Origin of the sequence: Rhodanobacter sp. OR87 (genome assembly GCF_000473345.1) — a bacterium.
Lineage (GTDB): Bacteria > Pseudomonadota > Gammaproteobacteria > Xanthomonadales > Rhodanobacteraceae > Rhodanobacter > Rhodanobacter denitrificans.
In genome coordinates this window covers 59,672-77,424 of the sequence record NZ_AXBJ01000001.1, presented here as the reverse complement: position 1 = coordinate 77,424, position 17,753 = coordinate 59,672, and the positions used below count along the sequence as shown (strand labels likewise).

The following is a 17,753-nucleotide window of genomic DNA, read 5'->3' as shown; positions in this document are numbered from 1 at the left end:
ATACCTGTTGGTGGTTGGCGGCACATGCGGCAATGCCGCACGGAAAATGACGTGCCGCAATGACGGATTTCGCAATTGCAGCCCTTGGGTGCCGGAAGCAGCATCGAACCGGGGTCGGGCCTGCGCGCCGCCCTGGACGGCGCCGGCGCATGCCTGCCGGCATGTATCCGGACTCATGAAAGGGTGAGATGTCTTGAAGGTTGCGAAGATGAGTGCGCCACCCGCGGGAAGCGTGGGCGCCCCGGGACGGGAGGCGTCATGAGCGTCGTCGCCGGCCTGGACATCGGTACCCAGAGCGTCAAGCTGCTCGTCTACGACACTGGGCATCGCCGCACGCTCGCGGTTCGTGCGCGGACGCTGGCGCTGGACGAGGGGCACGACGGCAGCCGCGAGCAGCACCCGGCATGGTGGATCACCGCGGCAGCGCAATGTTTCGCCGATCTGGATGCCGCTGTGCGCACCCGCATCGTGGCGATCGGGGTTTCTGGCCAGCAGCACGGTTTCGTTCCGCTGGACGCGGCAGGCGAGGTGCTCGCCCCGGCCAAGCTGTGGTGCGACACCAGCAGCTGGCGCGAGTGCGACGAGATCATGGCCGCAGCGGGCGGCTACCGGCAGTGCATTGCGCTGGCGGGCAATCCGATCCTGGCCGGCTACACCGCATCCAAGCTGCCGTGGACGCGCAAGCACCGTCCCGACGTCTACCGCCGGCTGGCGAGCATCCTGCTGCCGCACGACTACGTCAATTTCTGGCTCACCGGCGAACGCTGGATGGAATGCGGCGACGCCTCCGGCACCGGCTGGCTGGATGTGCGCACGCGCCGCTGGTCCAGCGCGATGCTCGCGGCCACCGACGCGGATCGCGACCTGTCCGCCTGCCTGCCACCGCTGGTCGATGCGCACTTCAGCGCGCCGATCGCGCCGGCCACCGCCGACGCGCTGGGCCTGTCGCACGAGGTGCGGGTGTCCGCCGGCGGTGGCGACAACATGATGGCGGCGATCGGCACCGGCAACGTGGCACCCGGCATTCTCAGTGTGAGCCTGGGCACATCGGGCACGCTGTTCGCAAGCACCGAACGCCCACTGGTCGACGATGACGGCGTGTGGGCCGCGTTCTGCTCGTCCACTGGTGGCGGCCTGCCGCTGATCTGCACGATGAACTGCACGGTGGCCACCGGCGGCGTCGCCGAGGCCTTCGGCCTCGAGGCGGGCGAGGGCGACCGGCTGATCGAGGGTACGGCGCCCGGCGCCGATGGCCTCTCGATGCTGCCGTTCTTCAACGGCGAACGCACGCCCGACCTGCCTTCGGCGCGCGCCAGCCTGCGCGGCATGAACCTGGGCAACTTCACTCGCGCCCATGTCTATCGCGCGGCGATGGAGGGCGCGACCTACGCGCTGCGCCACGGCCTGGACGCCCTGTGCCGCGCCGGCCTGACATTCCAGGCGATCCGGCTGACCGGTGGCGGGGCGAACAGCGCGCCGTGGCGACAGATGGTGGCCGACGTGTTCGGCCTGCCGGTGGAGATGCCCGCACAGACCGAGGGCGCCGCCTTCGGCGCCGCCCTGCAGGCCCTGTGGGCGTGGCGGCATCACGCCGGCGACGCCGTAGGCATCGAGGGGATCGCGCGCGAACACGTGGCGCTGGACGAGTCGCGTGCTGCCCGGCCGGACGCCGGGCGCGTGCAGTCGTATCGCGAGCCCTACCAGCAGTTCCTCGAACAACTGACCGTTCTGCAGCAGGCCCACGCGGTCTCTGGCTGATCCGTTTCAAGCAATGCACATGCACAGGAATCGCACCCCATGAACACTCCCTTCGTCGGCAAGCACGAATACTTCGGCGGCATCGGCCGCATCCCCTACGAGGGCGTCGCGTCCGACAACCCGCTGGCGTTCAAGCACTACGACGCGAACCGGAAGATCGGCGACAAGACCATGGCCGAACACCTGCGCTTCGCGGTGTGCTACTGGCACACCTTCTGCAACGCCGGACACGATCCGTTCGGCCCCGGCACCCGTGCGTTTCCGTGGGATGCGGCTGGCGCGCCGCTGGCCCGCGCCGAGGCGAAGATGGACGCGGCGTTCGAGTTCTTCACCAAGCTGGGCGTGCCGTACTACTGCTTCCACGACATCGACATGGCGCCCGACGACGACGACGTGGCGGTATACGAAAGCAACCTCAAGCACATGGTGGCGCTCGCCCGGGAGCGCCAGCAGGCCACCGGCATGAAGCTGCTGTGGGGCACCGCCAACCTGTTCAGCCACCCGCGCTACATGAACGGAGCGGCCACCAATCCGGACTTCGACGTGGTCGCCCGTGCCGGCGTGCAGATCAGGGCCGCGTTGGAAGCCACGGTGGAGCTGGGCGGTGGCAACTACGTGTTCTGGGGTGGCCGCGAAGGCTATGCCTCCCTGCACAACACGCAGATGAAGCGCGAGCTCGACCACTTCGCGCGCTTCCTGACGATGGCGCGCGACTACGGCCGCAGCATCGGCTTCAAGGGCAACTTCCTGATCGAGCCCAAGCCGATGGAGCCGATGAAGCACCAGTACGATTTCGATTCCTCGACGGTGGCCGGCTTCCTGAAGGAGCACGGCCTGGAGCGGGACTTCAAGCTCAACATCGAGGCGAACCACGCGACTCTGGCCGGCCATACCTTCGAGCACGACCTGCAGGTGGCCTCCGACCACGACCTGCTCGGCAGCATCGACGCCAACCGCGGCAACGCCCAGAACGGTTGGGATACCGACCAGTTCCCCAGCGACCTGTACGACACGGTGGGGGCGATGCTGGTGGTGCTGCGCCAGGGCGGGCTGGCCCCGGGCGGCCTCAATTTCGATGCCAAGGTGCGGCGCGAGTCGACCGATGCCGAAGATCTCTTCATGGCCCACATCGGCGGCATGGACGCCTTTGCCCGAGGCCTCGAGGTGGCGCACGCACTGCTCACGCAGTCGCCGCTGGAGCACTGGCGTGCCGAACGCTACGCCAGCTTCGAAGCCGGCACCGGCCGCGCGTTTGCCGATGGCAAGTTGAGCCTGGATGATCTGCGCGCGCATGCCATGGCGCGTGGCGAGCCCACGCAGCGCAGCGGCAAGCAGGAGCGCTACGAGAACCTCGTCAACCAGTACCTTGTGCGGGTGTAGGCAAGTCGGCGCTGCAACGGGACAGGCGAGGGGAGATCCAATCGTGGAAATGCACAGCGCGACATTTGATACCGGCGGCTCGCTGGAGCAGGCGGAAAACACGCGGCTGATCGTGCAGATCAGTTGCGTGGCCACCCTGGGCGGCTTCCTGTTCGGCTTCGACAGCGGCGTGATCAACGGCACGGTGGACGGGCTGAAGCAGGCCTTCCACTCGACCGCGGCCGGCGTCGGTTTCGAGGTGGCCTCGATGCTGCTGGGCTGCGCCATCGGCGCGTTCTTCGCCGGACGGGCGGCCGACTACCAGGGACGGCGCACGGTGCTGATCGCCGCAGCGATCCTGTTCCTGCTGTCGGCGTTGGGAGCCGGCGCCGCGCCCAGCGTGGTGTTCTTCGTCGCGGCGCGCCTGGCCGGTGGTTTCGCGGTGGGCGCCGCCAGCGTGATCGCGCCGGCGTATATCGCCGAGGTGGCTCCGGCGCGCTATCGCGGGCGCCTGGCCACCATGCAGCAGGTGGCGATCATCAGTGGCCTGTTCTGTGCCTTTCTCAGCAACTACCTGCTGGCCAGGGCGGCGGGCGCCTCCACCGAAGCGCTGTGGCTGGGGCTGGATGCGTGGCGCTGGATGTTCTGGATGCAGGTACTGCCTTCCTCGTTGTTCCTGGTTTCGCTGACCTTCATCCCAGAGAGCCCGCGCTTCCTGGTGATGCGTAAGTGCGAGGCGGAGGCGCAGGCGGTGCTGGTACGCCTCTACGGCGAGACGACCGCGCGCTCGAAACTGGCCGAGATCGGCGGCTCGCTGGCGCAGGACCGCCATCGTCCCAAGCTTTCCGACCTGATCGACAAGAGCACGCACCGCATGCATCCGATCGTCTGGGTTGGTATCGGGCTCGCCGTGCTGCAGCAGCTGGTGGGGATCAACGTGGTGTTCTACTACGGCGCCGTGCTGTGGCAGGCGGTGGGCTTCTCCGAGAGCGACGCGCTGCTGATCAACGTGGTGTCCGGCGCGCTGAGCATCGCCGCCTGCCTGGTGACCGTGGGTCTGGTGGACCGCATCGGCCGCAAGCCGCTGCTATGGATCGGCTCGCTGGGCATGACGGTGTCACTGGCGCTGGTGGTATGGGCGTTCGCCCAGGCGCACATCGATGCCGCGGGCAAGCTGGCGTTGCCGCCGCCGATAGGCACACTCGCGCTGGTGGCGGCCAACGTCTACGTGGTGTTCTTCAACATGTCGTGGGGCCCGGTGATGTGGGTGATGCTGGGCGAGATGTTCCCGAACCAGATCCGCGGTTCCAGCCTGGCCGTGTCCGGCGCCGCGCAGTGGATCGCCAACTTCGCCATCACCATTTCCTTCCCGTTGCTGCTGGTGGGTATTGGACTGGCGCCGACCTACGGCATCTATGCGGTGGCCGCGGCGCTGTCGACGGTCTTCGTGCTTCGCTACGTCAGGGAGACGCGGGGCAGGGAGCTGGAGCAAATGTGAAGCAGGCTGGCTCGAAGCGCGCCGCCCCCACATAGGGGGGTGCAGCCAGTCGGCAAGGCCAGGGTGGTGCTGCCTCCAACCCTGGGCGGCTGGCGTTAGCCCTGCCTTCTGGGTCGGATACATCCGGTCGTAAACCGGACCTCGCCTGTATGGGTTCCCGGCAGAACAACAAAACGATGGAAACTCGCGCACGGCGGACTTCCGTAACGGCATCGGCCGAACGATGGGGCACGACATTGCATGATGCATAAACTGTTTTCGTGCGGACTTTGCGCGCTGCTCTTGAGCGCGTCGTTGAAGGTTACTGCCTCAGCGCAGAACGCTCCGCTCGTGCTGCAGCGGGACGGGCGGACCATTTCACTCGAACCCTACGCGCCAAACATCTTGCGGGTAACGTTCAGCGTCGACCGGGCGGCCGTGATGAACCCGCCCGGATACGGATTTGAGGCCGAACCCTCCGCCCAAGGGTGGACGCATACGCGCGACGCAGCAGGCGGCGACGTGTTCCGTTCGGAGAAAATGGTTGTACGGGTGGCTCCCGGGGAGCTTGCGCCTGACGAACTCCCGCAGCGCATGCCCCTGGACGCGCTGAACCGCCGGCTGCGCGAAAAATACTTCGGGTGGTGGAAAGATCCACATACCTTCAGCGACGCGCTACGGATCACCGACGCAGCAGGCAAGACGCTGTTGAGCATGCGCACATGGACAATGGTGCCCGAGGCGACGCAGGCGGACGCAGGCACAAAGAGCTTCCGTGTTGCCGCCACGTTCGAATCGCCCGCCAACGAGCATTACTACGGGCTCGGACAGCAGCAGAAGGGATGGATGGACCTGCGCGATCACGAGGTCCATTGCTGGCACGACTATTCCGCGCTGGGCGGCGAGAGCGTCTGCGTTCCCTTCATGGTGTCGAGCCTCGGCTACGGCCTGGTCTGGGACAACCCTTCGAAGACCACCATACGGCTCGGCTTCAATGGCCAGAACGTCTGGTCATCGGAGGTGGGCGATCGCGTCTCCTATTTCGTTATTGCGGGAAGCAGCGCCGACGAGATTTACGAAGGCTATCGACGGCTGACGGGCGTGACGCACCTGCTGCCCCGGCGGGTCTATGGCTACATCCAGAGCAAGGCGATCTACCCGACACAGAAACAGATCCCGGCCGTTGCCGACGAGTACCACCGGAAGCACCTGCCGCTGGGCGTGATGGTGGTCGATTTTCTCAACATGACCAGGCAGGGAAACCTGGACCTGGACCCGACACGCTGGCCGGATCCCGCCGCAATGAACCGGCACCTGCATGCGATGGGCGTGGACACACTGCTGAGCGTATGGCCGCACTTCTCGAAGGGATCGCAGTTCTACGACATGCTCGTCAGCAAAGGCTGGCTGGTGCATACGCCAGATGGCGTGCCGGATCCGGGCGGCTTCAAGGCGGTCATCGGGCCGAATATCGACACCACGAATCCGGCGGCGGCAAAGTGGTTCTGGCAGGAAATCCGCGATCGCTACATCAAGCCGTATGGCTTCGACTATCTATGGCTCGATGAAACGGAACCGGACATTGACCCGGCAAAGGACGTGTTCTGGATCGGCTCGGGCAGGCGCTTCTACAACGTGTATCCGTTGTTTCATACCGCCTCGGTGTACGACGGATTCCGGCGCGATTTTGGCAACAGCCGAAGGGTGATGATTCTCGCCCGGGCGGCCTATCTCGGCGCGCAGCGCAATGGCACGGTCTTCTGGTCCAGCGATATTTTCGCGACCTGGGACAGGCTCAAGCGATCCATTCCGGCGGGGCTCAATTTCACCGCGACGGGTTTGCCGTACTGGGACACGGACATCGCGGGCTTTTTTTCGCCCTTGATTCCCGCCGACTACCACGCGGCGCACAAACCCTTGATCGACGGCTCCGACGCGCGCGACACGATCGGAAACTACGAAGACTATCCCGAGCTGTTCGTGCGCTGGTTCGAATGGGGCGCCTTTCAGCCGGTGATGCGTGTGCACGGGGAAAGAAACCACAACGAGGTATGGTCCTACGGCAAACAGGCCGAACCGATCCTGGCGAAATACCTGAAGCTACGCTATCGGCTCTTGCCGTACACGTATTCGGTGGCCTATCGCAGCTATCGGACGGGTGCGCCGTACATGCGTGCGCTGTTCATGGATTTTCCGGACGATCCGAACGTGGCGAACATCCCCGACGAGTACATGTACGGGCCAGCGTTCCTGGTCGCTCCGGTCACGGAGCAAGGCACCACCCACCGGACGGTGTATTTGCCGGCAGGCTGTGACTGGTACAACTACTGGACGAACCAGCGCCTGCACGGTGGGCAGACGGTCGACGTGGATGCACCCATCGATACGCTGCCGCTGTTCGTGAAAGCAGGGAGCATTGTGCCGATGGGTACGGACGAAGGCGGCGTCCGGCACACGCAGAAGATCGAGTCGGTAAAGGTGTACCCGGGAGCGGATGGCAGCTTCACGCTTTTCCGTGACGACGGGACGTCCTACAACTACGAACAGGGCAAATACTCGGTCACCCGGCTGATTTGGAACGATGCCGCCCATCGACTGCGGCATGAGGGGGCGCCGGCATGGAGCGGGCCGGATTCGGCCGTCGTTTCCGTCGTAGGCGACGCTCCTGCGATACCTTGCAACTGACGTGGCATCCATGGCATAGCCGAGATCCGAGCTGCACTCCGGGCCCCTTGAGATCGCGCGTCTTCTTGCACGATCTCAAGGGCTTTGATCACGGTGATGCATTATCTCTCTGAGTTTGTCCGGGGCTGGACTCGAGATCGTGCCGCGCCGATCGCTAATGGCCCGGGATGGCTGGTGGCGTAATCCATTACGGTCGAGAACGGTGCTACCCAAATCGCCTCGGAATGGGTTTTGAGGTAGGCAAGGAGCTGAGCATGGGCCTTCGCGGACACGGAGAGGTAGTCGCCGCCCACACCGTGGAAGCCCAACACGATCATCCCACCCTTTCGTTCAGCTTCTTGGACCGCTGCGATCAGATCGGCGCCGGTTGCGTTCGATGGGAAAAAGCGGGCTGGCACATCCATCGGGTCGAAAGGACGCTCCGATGGGTCTGCGGAGCGGGTATAGCGCACTAGCCCGCTGGCGCGCAGCGCAGGAAGATAATCGATACCTCCGGCCAGGTGCTGACCACAGGGTGCGGCATAGCTGTGCTGCAGCTTGCCGTCGATCGCCGTCAGCATCGTGTTCATCGTGCGGATCTCGGTCAGCATCGTGCCGACATCGTAGGCTTCGCTGGTGTCGATCTTTTTCGCCGGCGGATAGTTGGCCTGCGGACAGGCATGGCGAATAGTGTGGTTGCCGAGCTCGTGGCCTTCGGCCGCGGCAGACCGCCAGCGCGGAATCTGCTCTGGCGTAATCTTGCTACCGATCAGGAAAAACGTTCCTTTGAAGCCGGCGGGATCGAGTGCCGGGATCGCGATGTCGAGTTGCGAGGGGAGCGTATCGTCATAGGTCAGCACCACGGCCGCCCGCTTGCCGTCTGGCCAGGATCCGGCCAGAGCCTGGGTAGCCATCATGGTGATTGCCAACAAGACCAATCCGATTCGCATCACTGTCCTCCACATGACTCCGCCGTTTGTGCTATGGGGTTTCACACCCGTTTCCACGGACGGTTTGGTTAAGAGCCTGACGGCCTGATCTCAGGCATCGAGCCTTCGCTGGATGATTGGGTTGTGTAACCGTTCGAGGTAATCAAACTGGTCCGCCTGCGCCTCGTCGCGGGTCCGATAGCAGCTGCCAGCCCTATTCGACCGAGTAGAGCACGCACCCATGCGCCGGCAACCGGATCGGCAGGTGATCGGAGGCCGGCAGGCGATCGCCGCTCCAGAGTTCGCGAGCGGCATGCTTGCCCGGAGTCAGGCCCAGCTGACGCCAGGTCGTTTGCAGGCTCAGCGGCTTGTCGTCCAGGTTGAACACGGCCAGGTAACGTTCGCCGGCCTCGCCGGATGCCATCCACACGCGTACCTGCCCGAAGCTGGCCGGCAGGTGTTCGAGCGGATGATTGTCGTGACTGTGCTGATCGACCGCGATGACGTCCTTGTTGGTGATCAGCGCGCGCGTGGCATCGTCCAGCCGGGTGAGATTGGCGCCGAGGATCAGGGGCGAGCGGGCGATGGCGAGCAGGGTCAGCTGCGTGCGCTCCTCGTCCAGCGTCAGGCGGGAATGACGGGGCTCTCCCCATCCCGGATGCGGCGCGAGCTCGCCGAACGGCAGCATGTCGGCATCGGGCCAGCGGCCATCGCGGGCCTGCCCGGCCCATGGCGGCAGGCGATCGAAGATGTTGCGGACACCCATGGGAAAGTCATCGCCGGGTTGCTCATGCAGGAACGTCCAGCCGTCCCACACGTCATTGGAGATGCGCCACATCTGGCCGTACCGGCGGATCTCCGCGGCGTGCGAAAGCTGGGTCGGGCCGGGCGACAGGCTGAGCACGATGGGGCGCCCGGTCTTCCTGATCGCCGCCGCGATCTGGCGGATCTCGCTGATGCGGTAAGGGTGATCGGCAATGCAGTCGACCTTGAGGAAATCCACGCCCCAATGGGCGTACAGCGCCAGCATCGAATCGTAATAGGCCTGGCCTGCCGCGTTGTCGCGCACACCGTAGTCGCCGTCGTCCCACGGGCAGGTGTCGGCCGTATCGGCTGCGTCCTGCGCATGAAAAGGGGAGCCGGCAATCGGCAGATTCGCTTCCAGCGCCTGCCGGTGGATGCCGCGCACGATATGAATACCGAACTTCAGGCCTTGTGCGTGCACCCAGTCGGCGATGGCCTTGAAGCCCTGGCCGTCGGCCGAGGAGGGAAAGCGCTTCGCGGAAGGCACCAGCAGGCCGTGCTCATCTATGGCGTAGTTGCGATGGCGCAAGCTGTCGCCGAGCGGTTCGCCCATGTACCAACCTTCATCGATTACGGCATAGGTCCAGCCGTAGCCGTGCAGTTTGGCCAGTTCCGTGACGTTGGCCTTAAACTCGGATTCGTCGATGGTCAAGCCATAAGCATCCCAGCTATTCCAACCCATCGGCGGCGCAGGGGCGACTTCCTGGGCACCGGCGGCAGCGACAGCGGCGATCAGGATCGGCAACAGCAGTGCACTTCTCAGCCAACATGTCATGCAGTTCATTCTCCGTTTCAAGCGGCATGTTCGCTGGAGGTAGGTCGGGATGAATTCTCAGCTTTCATGCGGATGACGAGAGCAGGGATACCGTTGGCGCCTACGCTCCAATGAGTCGCTTGATGTTCTGCCAGCTATTCAAACCGATGCTGTATTTCCATACTTGGCCAGCCTTCATGCCATTGGGGCTGACGGCATTGCCGTAGGTGATGTACAGATTGCCGTCTCGACCAATCAAGCCGCGTTACGGCAGCAGGCCCGCGCCAGGGCCGCCGTTAACCGGCGCCCACGTCGAGCCTCCATCCGCGCTTTTGTACAGCGATGATGCCGCCGTGGGTGCGACGTCCCCCCGCTTTGAGTAGCGGGGGGACGTCGCCACTATCTTGAATTAGCGGGCATTTGATGTTATATGGCAAAAAAGAAATTGCCTTGCAGGTTCGGAATCAAGGTTAGGGAGGCTTCGATGCGAAGCGCAATTCTCTTTAGCACTGCAATGTGTGTCATCACCTGTACTAGCTGCTCTCTTGCTGGAGCACGTTCAAATCCGAGCGGGAATTCTTCGAGCAGCAAAGCTCTGGGTAGCGACAGTCAGCAGCCATATTTGTGCAGCACATCTACTTGCCAAGACAATGATGTGTTGCGGGCCGTCAGTCGCGCGCTCGATCAATGCACCGCGACGCAGAATCTTTATGAGCGCCGGGGCTTTCACTCCAAAACTGCCCAATTTGTCGTAGCAATTGTCGGTTCACTCGCAGGCGCAGTCGCAGCGCCGATCTCCAAGGGTTCGGGCGTTAAAGCTTGGGCCGGTCTGTCCGGTGCCGCAAACGGCATACAAGCGCAACTCGACGAACAATATTCCTACGCCGTGACTGTGCAGGATCGAGTTGCGGTGGCGAATGCTATGCAGGTGGGCGAGGTGCATATTCGGTCGGCCGGGACACGATTCGAACAAATTCGTGAAGCTAATATCATGGAGAACGAATGCCGCCAAGCTGCTGCAAAGGCCGACGCTGCCATCCTTCAGGCCATCTCGGCAGCCGCGAAGGTAGCTGCCGACAACGATCAAAAAATCGTGGATGCCACCCAAAAGAGCATCGCACAAGGACTCGAAAACTCGAATCTCAATGTTACAAAACCGACCCCAGGCGGCACAACAATGGGGCAGCCGCAGTCTCCTGCCGACAAATCGAATGGCAAACATAATCCATGAAAATGTTTACTCTCGCTAGCCGCCATCACGCCGGTTACGGCGAAAATGAAGAAAGCGCAAACCGAGGACGATGCCAATTCGACGAGCGACACCAAGGCCATACTCGCTAACGCTACCTCACAGGTCAACGCTGATAAAGGCCTCGTGGCTACCACAATTCTTTGGCATGGCAACGCCGTCAGAGCGTTGCAGCAGGCCAGTGCATCGGCCTCTAATCCGACGGAACCGGCTCCTGCGGCAGCTACCTCAACAGTGGTTGCTGCCGCAACAAGCCTAGCAATAAATGCGATGAATTATGACTACGTCAAAGACCTCTGCTATTGAGTTCTGGATTCCGCTGGAACTGGGATGACGAATACTGCATCTAACAGGACAGAGGATAGCAAAAAGGCGCAAAAGCAGCTTCTTGAGTACTGCGAGGCAAAAATTGCAAACCTTACTGCCCAAGAGGATGCAAATAAGGTCACGTCCGAACTAAACACACTAAGCCTGAGAAGAAGGCTGGAGATACCGAAAAGCCAGCAGCCGAATAAATGATTATTTTGACGCCAGCAAAATCGGAGATGACGAATTCAGAGATGATTCGTTCCGAAAAGCGGAGTAAGAGTACGATTGGCTTGAGCTCGGCATCGATGACTAGCCATTTACGCGCCGATTGAAGGATCAGCACAATCTAAAGTGGACCCGCGCGAGGCAGTCACGGATGCCGCGTGCCCGGATGGCATCAGACGTGCTTTGGTGTCGCCTTTGTCGACCACTCACACCTTAACATTTCAACGCCTCAGTGGCGCCTTGGGGTTCATCACCGAAGCGGGGCAGGTCGAGGCTGGATCCATACGTTCGCTGAAGCTCGGTGACTCGATGCTCGCCGAGGTTTCCAGGGGAGGGGCTGGCCGCTCATCGCTCAGCCCCACATCGCTAGCACGCAGACGGCCGCGAACTTTCCATGCGGCAAGCTCGCGCGGCGTCAATCCAGCAATGCCCACGTCGTCGATGAAGTACGCTACATCGCGGCCAAGCCGGTCCTCGGTCTGATTGGTCGCAGGAAACAAACCTGAGATGGCATGGCGCACATTAGCCGGCGTCAATGCCTGATGCGTGGCATCGAGCTTTGCGTGGATGAGTCGCGCTGCTTCGCCAATATTGTCAGGTATCGAGGCATGCGTCGCCCGGTCGAGGAAGAAGCCGTAGTCGACTTCGGTGGGCGCGACACCGATCTGGCGATAGAGCGCGTAGAACGCGCGCATCTTTGCGCCATCGCCAGCCAGTGAGGAGTATTGGACGCGGTAGGCTGCTCGCACGACTGGAAGGGCGCCGAATTTGGCGAATGCCTCAGTCCAGGCCTCGCGCTCGCCTATGTCGGCGAACACCGCGCACAGATAGGCTCGCGTTGATGTTTCGTCCAGCCTGAGCAGGCGGCGCACGTCGCTCGCGCGTGTGCCGAAGGCCTGGTCGATGGCTTGGGGATGACTCTGATCCACACGTGCGACGATCCACTGCACCTCGCGGCCATGGCCCGCGGTGGCTCCCCGCGGACCCCAGGTGACGTAGCTGCGGGGGTCGTTGGTGTAGCAGGGGAGGGCAGGATGGGCCGGTGACCATAGAGGCACGTTCTGGCAGAAATTCCATTCAAGCTGGGTGTAGTCTGTGTCTTCGTAGGTGAGCACCAGGGTCTGCGCACGGTCGTCGACCGTCGGCGGCGGCCGATCCGGGAGTAAGATGGTCCACAGCTCTCTGGTCAGCGCACCTTGGCGGGCAGGCGATGAGGCGTCGAGATGACTCGTGAAACCATCGCAAGCTGCTAGCTTGCGGATGGCGACCGCGCTGTCAGGTCCGAACTTGCCGCTCGCGTTGAGCTTACCCAGGTTGCAACGCGCTAATTGTTCGCCGATGCTGAATTGCGCTGCGGCAATCGGGCCGTACTTTCCGTCGCGTAGCGTTTTCTCATGGTAGACATAGATCGTGGTGTCGTCGGCTGGTCGGGCGGTAACGACCAACGGTATCAGTCCAATCAACGCGAACAGTCCAAGCTTCGTCTTCATGACTGTCGATGTGCCTTCAGCATATTTTCCCAGGTTCATGAGAGAGGCTCCGTAAGTTGACGCGCCGACATAGAGCATTCGGGACAGGGCGATAAGCCTGTGTTATCGGGGGTAGGGAATCACCTGCGTGTCAGATTTCTTCGCAGTCTTCCGACTTCCACCGCGGCCACACGCGCGCGTGACGTGGAAGGACGAGCAGAGTCATCACCGAGTCGTACTGATCAGCACTGATTTTCAGCTCGCGGAGCATCTCTCCGGGCTCGGCATTTGGAAACCAGATATTCGCATCGATCGTGACACCATATCGTTCACGATCGATGCGCTCGTCCGCAGCCAAGGATCGATCCGGCAGGGAAAGGGGAGGCGATGATCTACTGCGAAAAAAAGCACCTGCATCCATCGCGCGGTTGCTCGAGTGAGCCCATCGGATGAATCCGTCGCGAGATACCACAAGCACTGCGTTCTCATCCGTAGAGTCGAGCCACTTGAGCGTAGTAGCAGTGAGGGAGGTGCCATACCGATCCGCGCAATGTCCGAGTAGATCGAAATCGACAATCTGCGTGATTTGTACGCGGAAGTCATCAAGCGGCATCAGCAAAGTAGAGGCGAACAAGTCCGCTTGTGCCTCGATGCCCCTGATGTCATCAGACCACGAGAGCATGTCTTGCTCGGTGCAGGAAAACGATTCATGCAGAGTGCGGTGTAGAACGTAGTGACCCAGCTCATGAGCCTTGGTGAAGCGGATGCGTCCCGAAGAAGCAATGCGATGGTTATACAGAAGAAGCCACTTCTTACGCTCAGGTCCCGGGAACAGGGCGCCTTCGAAATGTCGAATATCGGCCGACTGGATCTCCGTGATGGCGTCAGACCAGTGGAACAGCCTCGCCGCTTCCAAAGCCAGACTATCGACATCGATCGGGAACCGAGGAGTTCCGTGAGCTGCCGCGAACGAATTTAGGACGTGGGTCAAGTGATAGGCGGCCCTTGATGGAGTCCAATCGGTTGCCATCACTCGTTTTTCTTGAAGGTGCGCAGAATGCGACGCAGCTGTTCCTTGTCTGGTGGTTCGAGCTGCAAGTAGTCGCGGTAGAAACCGTTGTCGAGGTGTTGCTCCTGCGGTTCTGTCACGTCCTCAACGAAAAAGTAGTCAGTCGGCACGCCAAAGACTGCGGCGAGGGCGGCGAGCTTCTCAGCCGATGGGCGAGGGGAGTCACGGTTTTCGAGCTCCCACAAATAGCTCTTGCTCATGCCCGCAGCGGTCGCGAGCTTGTCGAGTGTCATGCCAGGGGTTGCCTTGCGCAGGCTTCGAAGTTTTTCGCCGATTTTTGTCGACATATCAGGAATGGTGGCTATCGTCAATGGGCTGATATATACCACTATACCGAACAAATAGGTTGACAAGGGCGAATTTTGGTCAGAAACTGACCATAAGTTCGCTATACCGAATTTTTTGTAAGGCTGCGGCGGCTTATGCCCGGCGGACTCGCCGCCCCTACAAGGAGCTTACGCCATGAACAGCGTCTCAGCAGATCAGGAGCACCCGCCTGGCAAGCAGAACGACGGCACCCTCGTCGCCATCACTCTGGACGGCCAGGAACGCCTGCTGCAGGAGGGGGGCTATAAGGTTCAGGAGCTCAAGGTGATGTACGGGGTGCCGCTCGATTACGAGCTCGACGAGGTCGTGCACGGCGAGTTCAAGCCACTCAATGACGAGCGCTCCATCCATATCAAAGGAGGGGAAATTCTCGTCAGCCACGTGCGCCAAGGGAGCTCCTCGTGAGCTTGCCCGACGACCAGTTGCGCGCCCTCCGGGAAGTTAACCCGGAGGCACGCGTTTTGAGCGAGGGCGGGCTGACATACGTGTTCCTTCCGAAGCAACCTATCCAGGTCGGCGAACAGGGGCGCGCCATGGATGCTCTCTTGTGTCCGAACAAGTACGGCGGCTACGACACACGGCTCTTCCTCGAGCATCCCATCACGGAGCGAGGTGCGAACTGGTCGGCACATGTCATCCTGGGGCGTACCTGGCACACGTTTTCCTGGAACGGCGTCAGCTCCGCACAACCGCTAATGCAGATTTTGCTGGCCCATCTGGCGGTGCTGCGATGAACTACGCCTTCCGGATCACCGATCGCCTGCTCAAGGCGATACACCACGACCTATCGCGACCGCATGCTTTCGCTTACGAGCGGGTTGGGCACTTGCACTGCCGCGTGGGCATCCAGGCGGACCGCACAGTCATCTTGGCGGAGGAATACCGCCCCGTCGCAGATACGGACTATTTACCGAGCGATGAAGCAGGCGCTGTGATAGGGCCGGCCGCGATTCGAGCGGCACTGCAGCACGCTTATCAGCGTCGCGACGCGGTCTTCCATGTCCATCGCCATGAACATCGCGGGGTCCCTGGCTTCAGTCGTTTGGATGCCCGCGAGAATGCGAGATGCGTGCCGGACTTTTGGAAAGTTTCACCGGCGATGCCGCACGGCGCGCTCGTGCTGAGTTTCGATTTGGCCATGGGCCGGGTTTGGTGCCCGACCACGCGCTCAAGCTCTGAACTCAGGGACATCACCTGCATTGGCCCACAGGTTCGTCGCCTAGGAGGAATTCATGGCTGACCGATTTTCGCGGCAGCAGTTTCTCGGCTCAGATTTCGACCGCCTTGCCGCTGACACCGAAGTTGGGATCGTCGGGCTCTGCGGCGGCGGCTCACATGTGGCTCAGCAATTGGCACACATTGGCGTGGGACGGTTTCGGCTATTTGATCCGGATGCTGCGGATGGCACCAACACAGGGCGCATGGTCGGTTTGTCGGCCAAGGATGCCGAGTGCGAGCGACTGAAGACCGACGTTATCGCGCGCCATATCCTCGCGATCAACCCCGCAGCGGAGGTGACCGCGCATCCAGTATCTTGGCAGAAGGCCTCTGAGGCCATGAAGCTCTGCCACGCGGTATTCAGTTGCGTCGATCGATACCATCCCCGCGACGAACTTGAGCGTTTTTGCCGTCGTTACCTCATTCCCTATATCGACGTGGGCATGGACGTGCACGGCGAAAACCTTCCGTATCACATCGCCGGCCAAGTCATAGTCTCGCTGCCCGGCCGACCCTGTTTACGTTGCTTTGGCTTCATCACCGACGAGCGACTGCGGGAAGAGGCCCGTCGTTATGGTGCCGTCGGCGGTCGACCGCAAGTGGTTTGGCCAAACGGCGTATTGGCCAGCACAGCCGTAGGCGCTTTTATACAGATGATTTCGCCATGGTCCGACGATGCTCCACCGCTGTACACCGAGTACGACGGCAACCGTTTCCAGCTCTTTCCGAGCCATCGTTTGGCACCCTTGATCCATTACACCTGTCCGCATTACCCCTTGACTGCCAGCCTTGGCGATGTGGACTGGTCGCGTGTGAGCGAAGCAATCTAGTGCTATCAAATTTGAGACGCGTACTAGCAGTTCGGTCCGCGGCGCCAACGTCTCAAGCTCTAGGCGGTATTTATCACGCATCCGCTCGTAGAAATTGGGATGGTACTTGGCAGTGATCGTTATCACTAGCGCGTACTCGAACTTCTCAGGCTGATGCGGAACGTGCGAGCCCAAGCTGTGTGCCACGTGACGAACGGCAAAAAATGGCCACTTGAACAACGAGGCCAGGATGTTTCCTTACCCTGACGAGCCGTGGTTCACTTGTAGGTATCAGAACGAGGCTGCTGCTCCGCCTAGGATTGCGGCACGTTCGCTCGTGTGAACCTAATAGCCGCTTGTGGTTCTGGCGTCGGCAATGCCGGCAAAGCCGCTGACCTCCACCTGCCTCTGCACAGAGTCTCTGCCTTCGCTGCGCAGAAGTTAGCTGCCGAGTCCACAAATCACTGGTGCATTTGATGGCGCGGTTGGTGACATTGGTGCAGACCTAGATGCCGGACTGGCACAGTCCATCTGCCGCTTGTGGCCAAACCTAGCTACGGAAGTCACATGTTCGTATTTCCTTTGCCTGTGGGGATGGGGAGCGGAACCAGCCGCGGACCAGGAAGTAGAAGTTTCTCTGCGGAGAACAGGGGGAGATGTGCCAGACCCGGCGACGGCGGGGCTTGCGTGCCCGCGCTGGCCCCTTGGCAATTTCGCATAATGTATATTATGTCAAATAAATGCCTACGGCATCGCCGTGTTTGGCACATCAGCCCCGAGGGCTTCCGCACGCTCCACCACCGCTGCTTGCTGTCGCGCCCAGCGTGCGCGGACTTCCTCGGCGTCTGCCCGTGCACCGATCGCGTGCCCATGCATTGAGCTTGGCACGCCTGTTCCACGTTATGCCTTACGCAGACGGCCTCCTTGGGGAAGCCGCTCTGCGCAGGTCTGCTTGTGGCTGGGCTGGGGACCTTGCTGGCGAAGGCATCCCGGCCAGTATCGGACTTTACGCGCCGGAGCCCCGATTCGGGGACGGGGAGCCCGGTAGGCGTGATGCCGGCGTTCTGTCGATCCGCGAAACGGGCGGCGGGCCCGGATCGCTTCATCATCCGGAGCGGCATCGGTCGTCCGACAGCCTGGCGCGCCATACCCGGCCCGGGCGGATGCATGCGGGCATGGAATGCCGGAGAGCGGCGCGACCATCGCGGAGCTTGCCGTCCATCAGCTCGGAGCCGGCGTCGCACACGCGCCAGACGGCTGGCGCAAATCGCTGCTCGTCGTGCGGCTGGCCTTGGGCTCTCGCCCCTGGCTTCTTGACGGCTCAAATAGCAAT

15 protein-coding genes are annotated in these 17,753 nt (G+C 61.9%); 10 read left to right on the top strand and 5 right to left on the bottom strand.

Annotated features, from left to right (window positions below; all coding sequences use genetic code 11):
* Positions 1 to 258: 258 nt before the first annotated feature.
* The 4 genes from xylB to RHOOR87_RS0100340 all read left to right on the top strand — a co-directional run bounded on the left by xylB (position 259) and on the right by RHOOR87_RS0100340 (position 7,279).
* Positions 259 to 1,758 (top strand): xylulokinase, encoded by a 1,500-nt coding sequence (xylB, locus tag RHOOR87_RS0100355; protein ID WP_027483935.1) that lies wholly within the window; start codon positions 259 to 261, stop codon positions 1,756 to 1,758.
* Positions 1,759 to 1,797: 39 nt separating this feature from the next.
* Positions 1,798 to 3,138, top strand: a complete 1,341-nt coding sequence (xylA, locus tag RHOOR87_RS0100350; protein WP_007508394.1) for a xylose isomerase — start codon at positions 1,798 to 1,800, stop codon at positions 3,136 to 3,138.
* A gap of 49 nt (positions 3,139 to 3,187) precedes the next feature.
* Entirely contained in the window at positions 3,188 to 4,615 is a 1,428-nt protein-coding gene (locus RHOOR87_RS0100345; protein ID WP_043795155.1) for a sugar porter family MFS transporter, read from the top strand.
* A 240-nt stretch (positions 4,616 to 4,855) separates the two neighbouring features.
* On the top strand, positions 4,856 to 7,279 hold the full coding sequence (locus RHOOR87_RS0100340; protein WP_027483933.1) for a TIM-barrel domain-containing protein: 2,424 nt from the start codon (positions 4,856 to 4,858) through the stop codon (positions 7,277 to 7,279).
* Between the two features lie 101 nt (positions 7,280 to 7,380).
* Here the strand turns inward: RHOOR87_RS0100340 and RHOOR87_RS18845 are convergent, their stop codons facing one another.
* Together RHOOR87_RS18845 and RHOOR87_RS0100330 are read right to left on the bottom strand one after the other, a co-directional pair.
* Positions 7,381 to 8,208, bottom strand: a complete 828-nt coding sequence (locus RHOOR87_RS18845) for a polysaccharide deacetylase family protein (protein WP_051357909.1) — start codon at positions 8,206 to 8,208, stop codon at positions 7,381 to 7,383.
* 193 nt (positions 8,209 to 8,401) lie between these two features.
* Positions 8,402 to 9,766 carry a glycoside hydrolase family 27 protein gene (locus RHOOR87_RS0100330; protein WP_051357916.1) on the bottom strand — a complete coding sequence of 455 codons (1,365 nt, stop codon included), beginning with the start codon at positions 9,764 to 9,766 and terminating at the stop codon, positions 8,402 to 8,404.
* Between the two features lie 463 nt (positions 9,767 to 10,229).
* Between RHOOR87_RS0100330 and RHOOR87_RS20160 the strand changes: the two genes are divergently transcribed.
* Both RHOOR87_RS20160 and RHOOR87_RS20155 read left to right on the top strand, forming a co-directional pair.
* Positions 10,230 to 10,976 carry a hypothetical protein gene (locus tag RHOOR87_RS20160; RefSeq protein WP_155950888.1) on the top strand — a complete coding sequence of 249 codons (747 nt, stop codon included), beginning with the start codon at positions 10,230 to 10,232 and terminating at the stop codon, positions 10,974 to 10,976.
* Between the two features lie 45 nt (positions 10,977 to 11,021).
* A complete protein-coding gene (locus RHOOR87_RS20155) occupies positions 11,022 to 11,300 on the top strand; it encodes a hypothetical protein (protein ID WP_155950887.1) in 279 nt (92 codons plus the stop codon).
* A 449-nt stretch (positions 11,301 to 11,749) separates the two neighbouring features.
* On the opposite strand, the gene RHOOR87_RS0100325 is transcribed toward RHOOR87_RS20155, so the two are convergent.
* The 3 genes from RHOOR87_RS0100325 to RHOOR87_RS0100315 form a co-directional block, all read right to left on the bottom strand.
* Positions 11,750 to 13,057 carry a hypothetical protein gene (locus RHOOR87_RS0100325; protein WP_155950886.1) on the bottom strand — a complete coding sequence of 436 codons (1,308 nt, stop codon included), beginning with the start codon at positions 13,055 to 13,057 and terminating at the stop codon, positions 11,750 to 11,752.
* 91 nt (positions 13,058 to 13,148) lie between these two features.
* Entirely contained in the window at positions 13,149 to 14,027 is an 879-nt protein-coding gene (locus RHOOR87_RS0100320) for an ImmA/IrrE family metallo-endopeptidase (protein WP_027483930.1), read from the bottom strand.
* Positions 14,027 to 14,419 carry a helix-turn-helix transcriptional regulator gene (locus RHOOR87_RS0100315; RefSeq protein WP_231381687.1) on the bottom strand — a complete coding sequence of 131 codons (393 nt, stop codon included), beginning with the start codon at positions 14,417 to 14,419 and terminating at the stop codon, positions 14,027 to 14,029. The genes RHOOR87_RS0100320 and RHOOR87_RS0100315 overlap by 1 nt, the downstream gene beginning before the upstream one ends.
* A gap of 109 nt (positions 14,420 to 14,528) precedes the next feature.
* On the opposite strand from RHOOR87_RS0100315, the gene RHOOR87_RS0100310 reads away from it, so the two are divergent.
* Genes RHOOR87_RS0100310 through RHOOR87_RS0100295 form a run of 4 tightly spaced genes read left to right on the top strand, consistent with a single transcriptional unit; the run spans position 14,529 to position 16,441 of the window.
* Positions 14,529 to 14,798 (top strand): hypothetical protein, encoded by a 270-nt coding sequence (locus tag RHOOR87_RS0100310; protein ID WP_027483928.1) that lies wholly within the window; start codon positions 14,529 to 14,531, stop codon positions 14,796 to 14,798.
* Positions 14,795 to 15,127, top strand: coding sequence for a hypothetical protein (locus RHOOR87_RS0100305; RefSeq protein ID WP_043795151.1), 333 nt, complete (start codon positions 14,795 to 14,797; stop codon positions 15,125 to 15,127). Before RHOOR87_RS0100310 ends, RHOOR87_RS0100305 begins: the two co-directional genes overlap by 4 nt.
* A complete protein-coding gene (locus RHOOR87_RS20150) occupies positions 15,124 to 15,633 on the top strand; it encodes a hypothetical protein (RefSeq protein ID WP_155950885.1) in 510 nt (169 codons plus the stop codon). Before RHOOR87_RS0100305 ends, RHOOR87_RS20150 begins: the two co-directional genes overlap by 4 nt.
* Positions 15,626 to 16,441, top strand: a complete 816-nt coding sequence (locus tag RHOOR87_RS0100295; protein WP_027483926.1) for a ThiF family adenylyltransferase — start codon at positions 15,626 to 15,628, stop codon at positions 16,439 to 16,441. Before RHOOR87_RS20150 ends, RHOOR87_RS0100295 begins: the two co-directional genes overlap by 8 nt.
* Positions 16,442 to 17,753 lie beyond the last annotated feature (1,312 nt).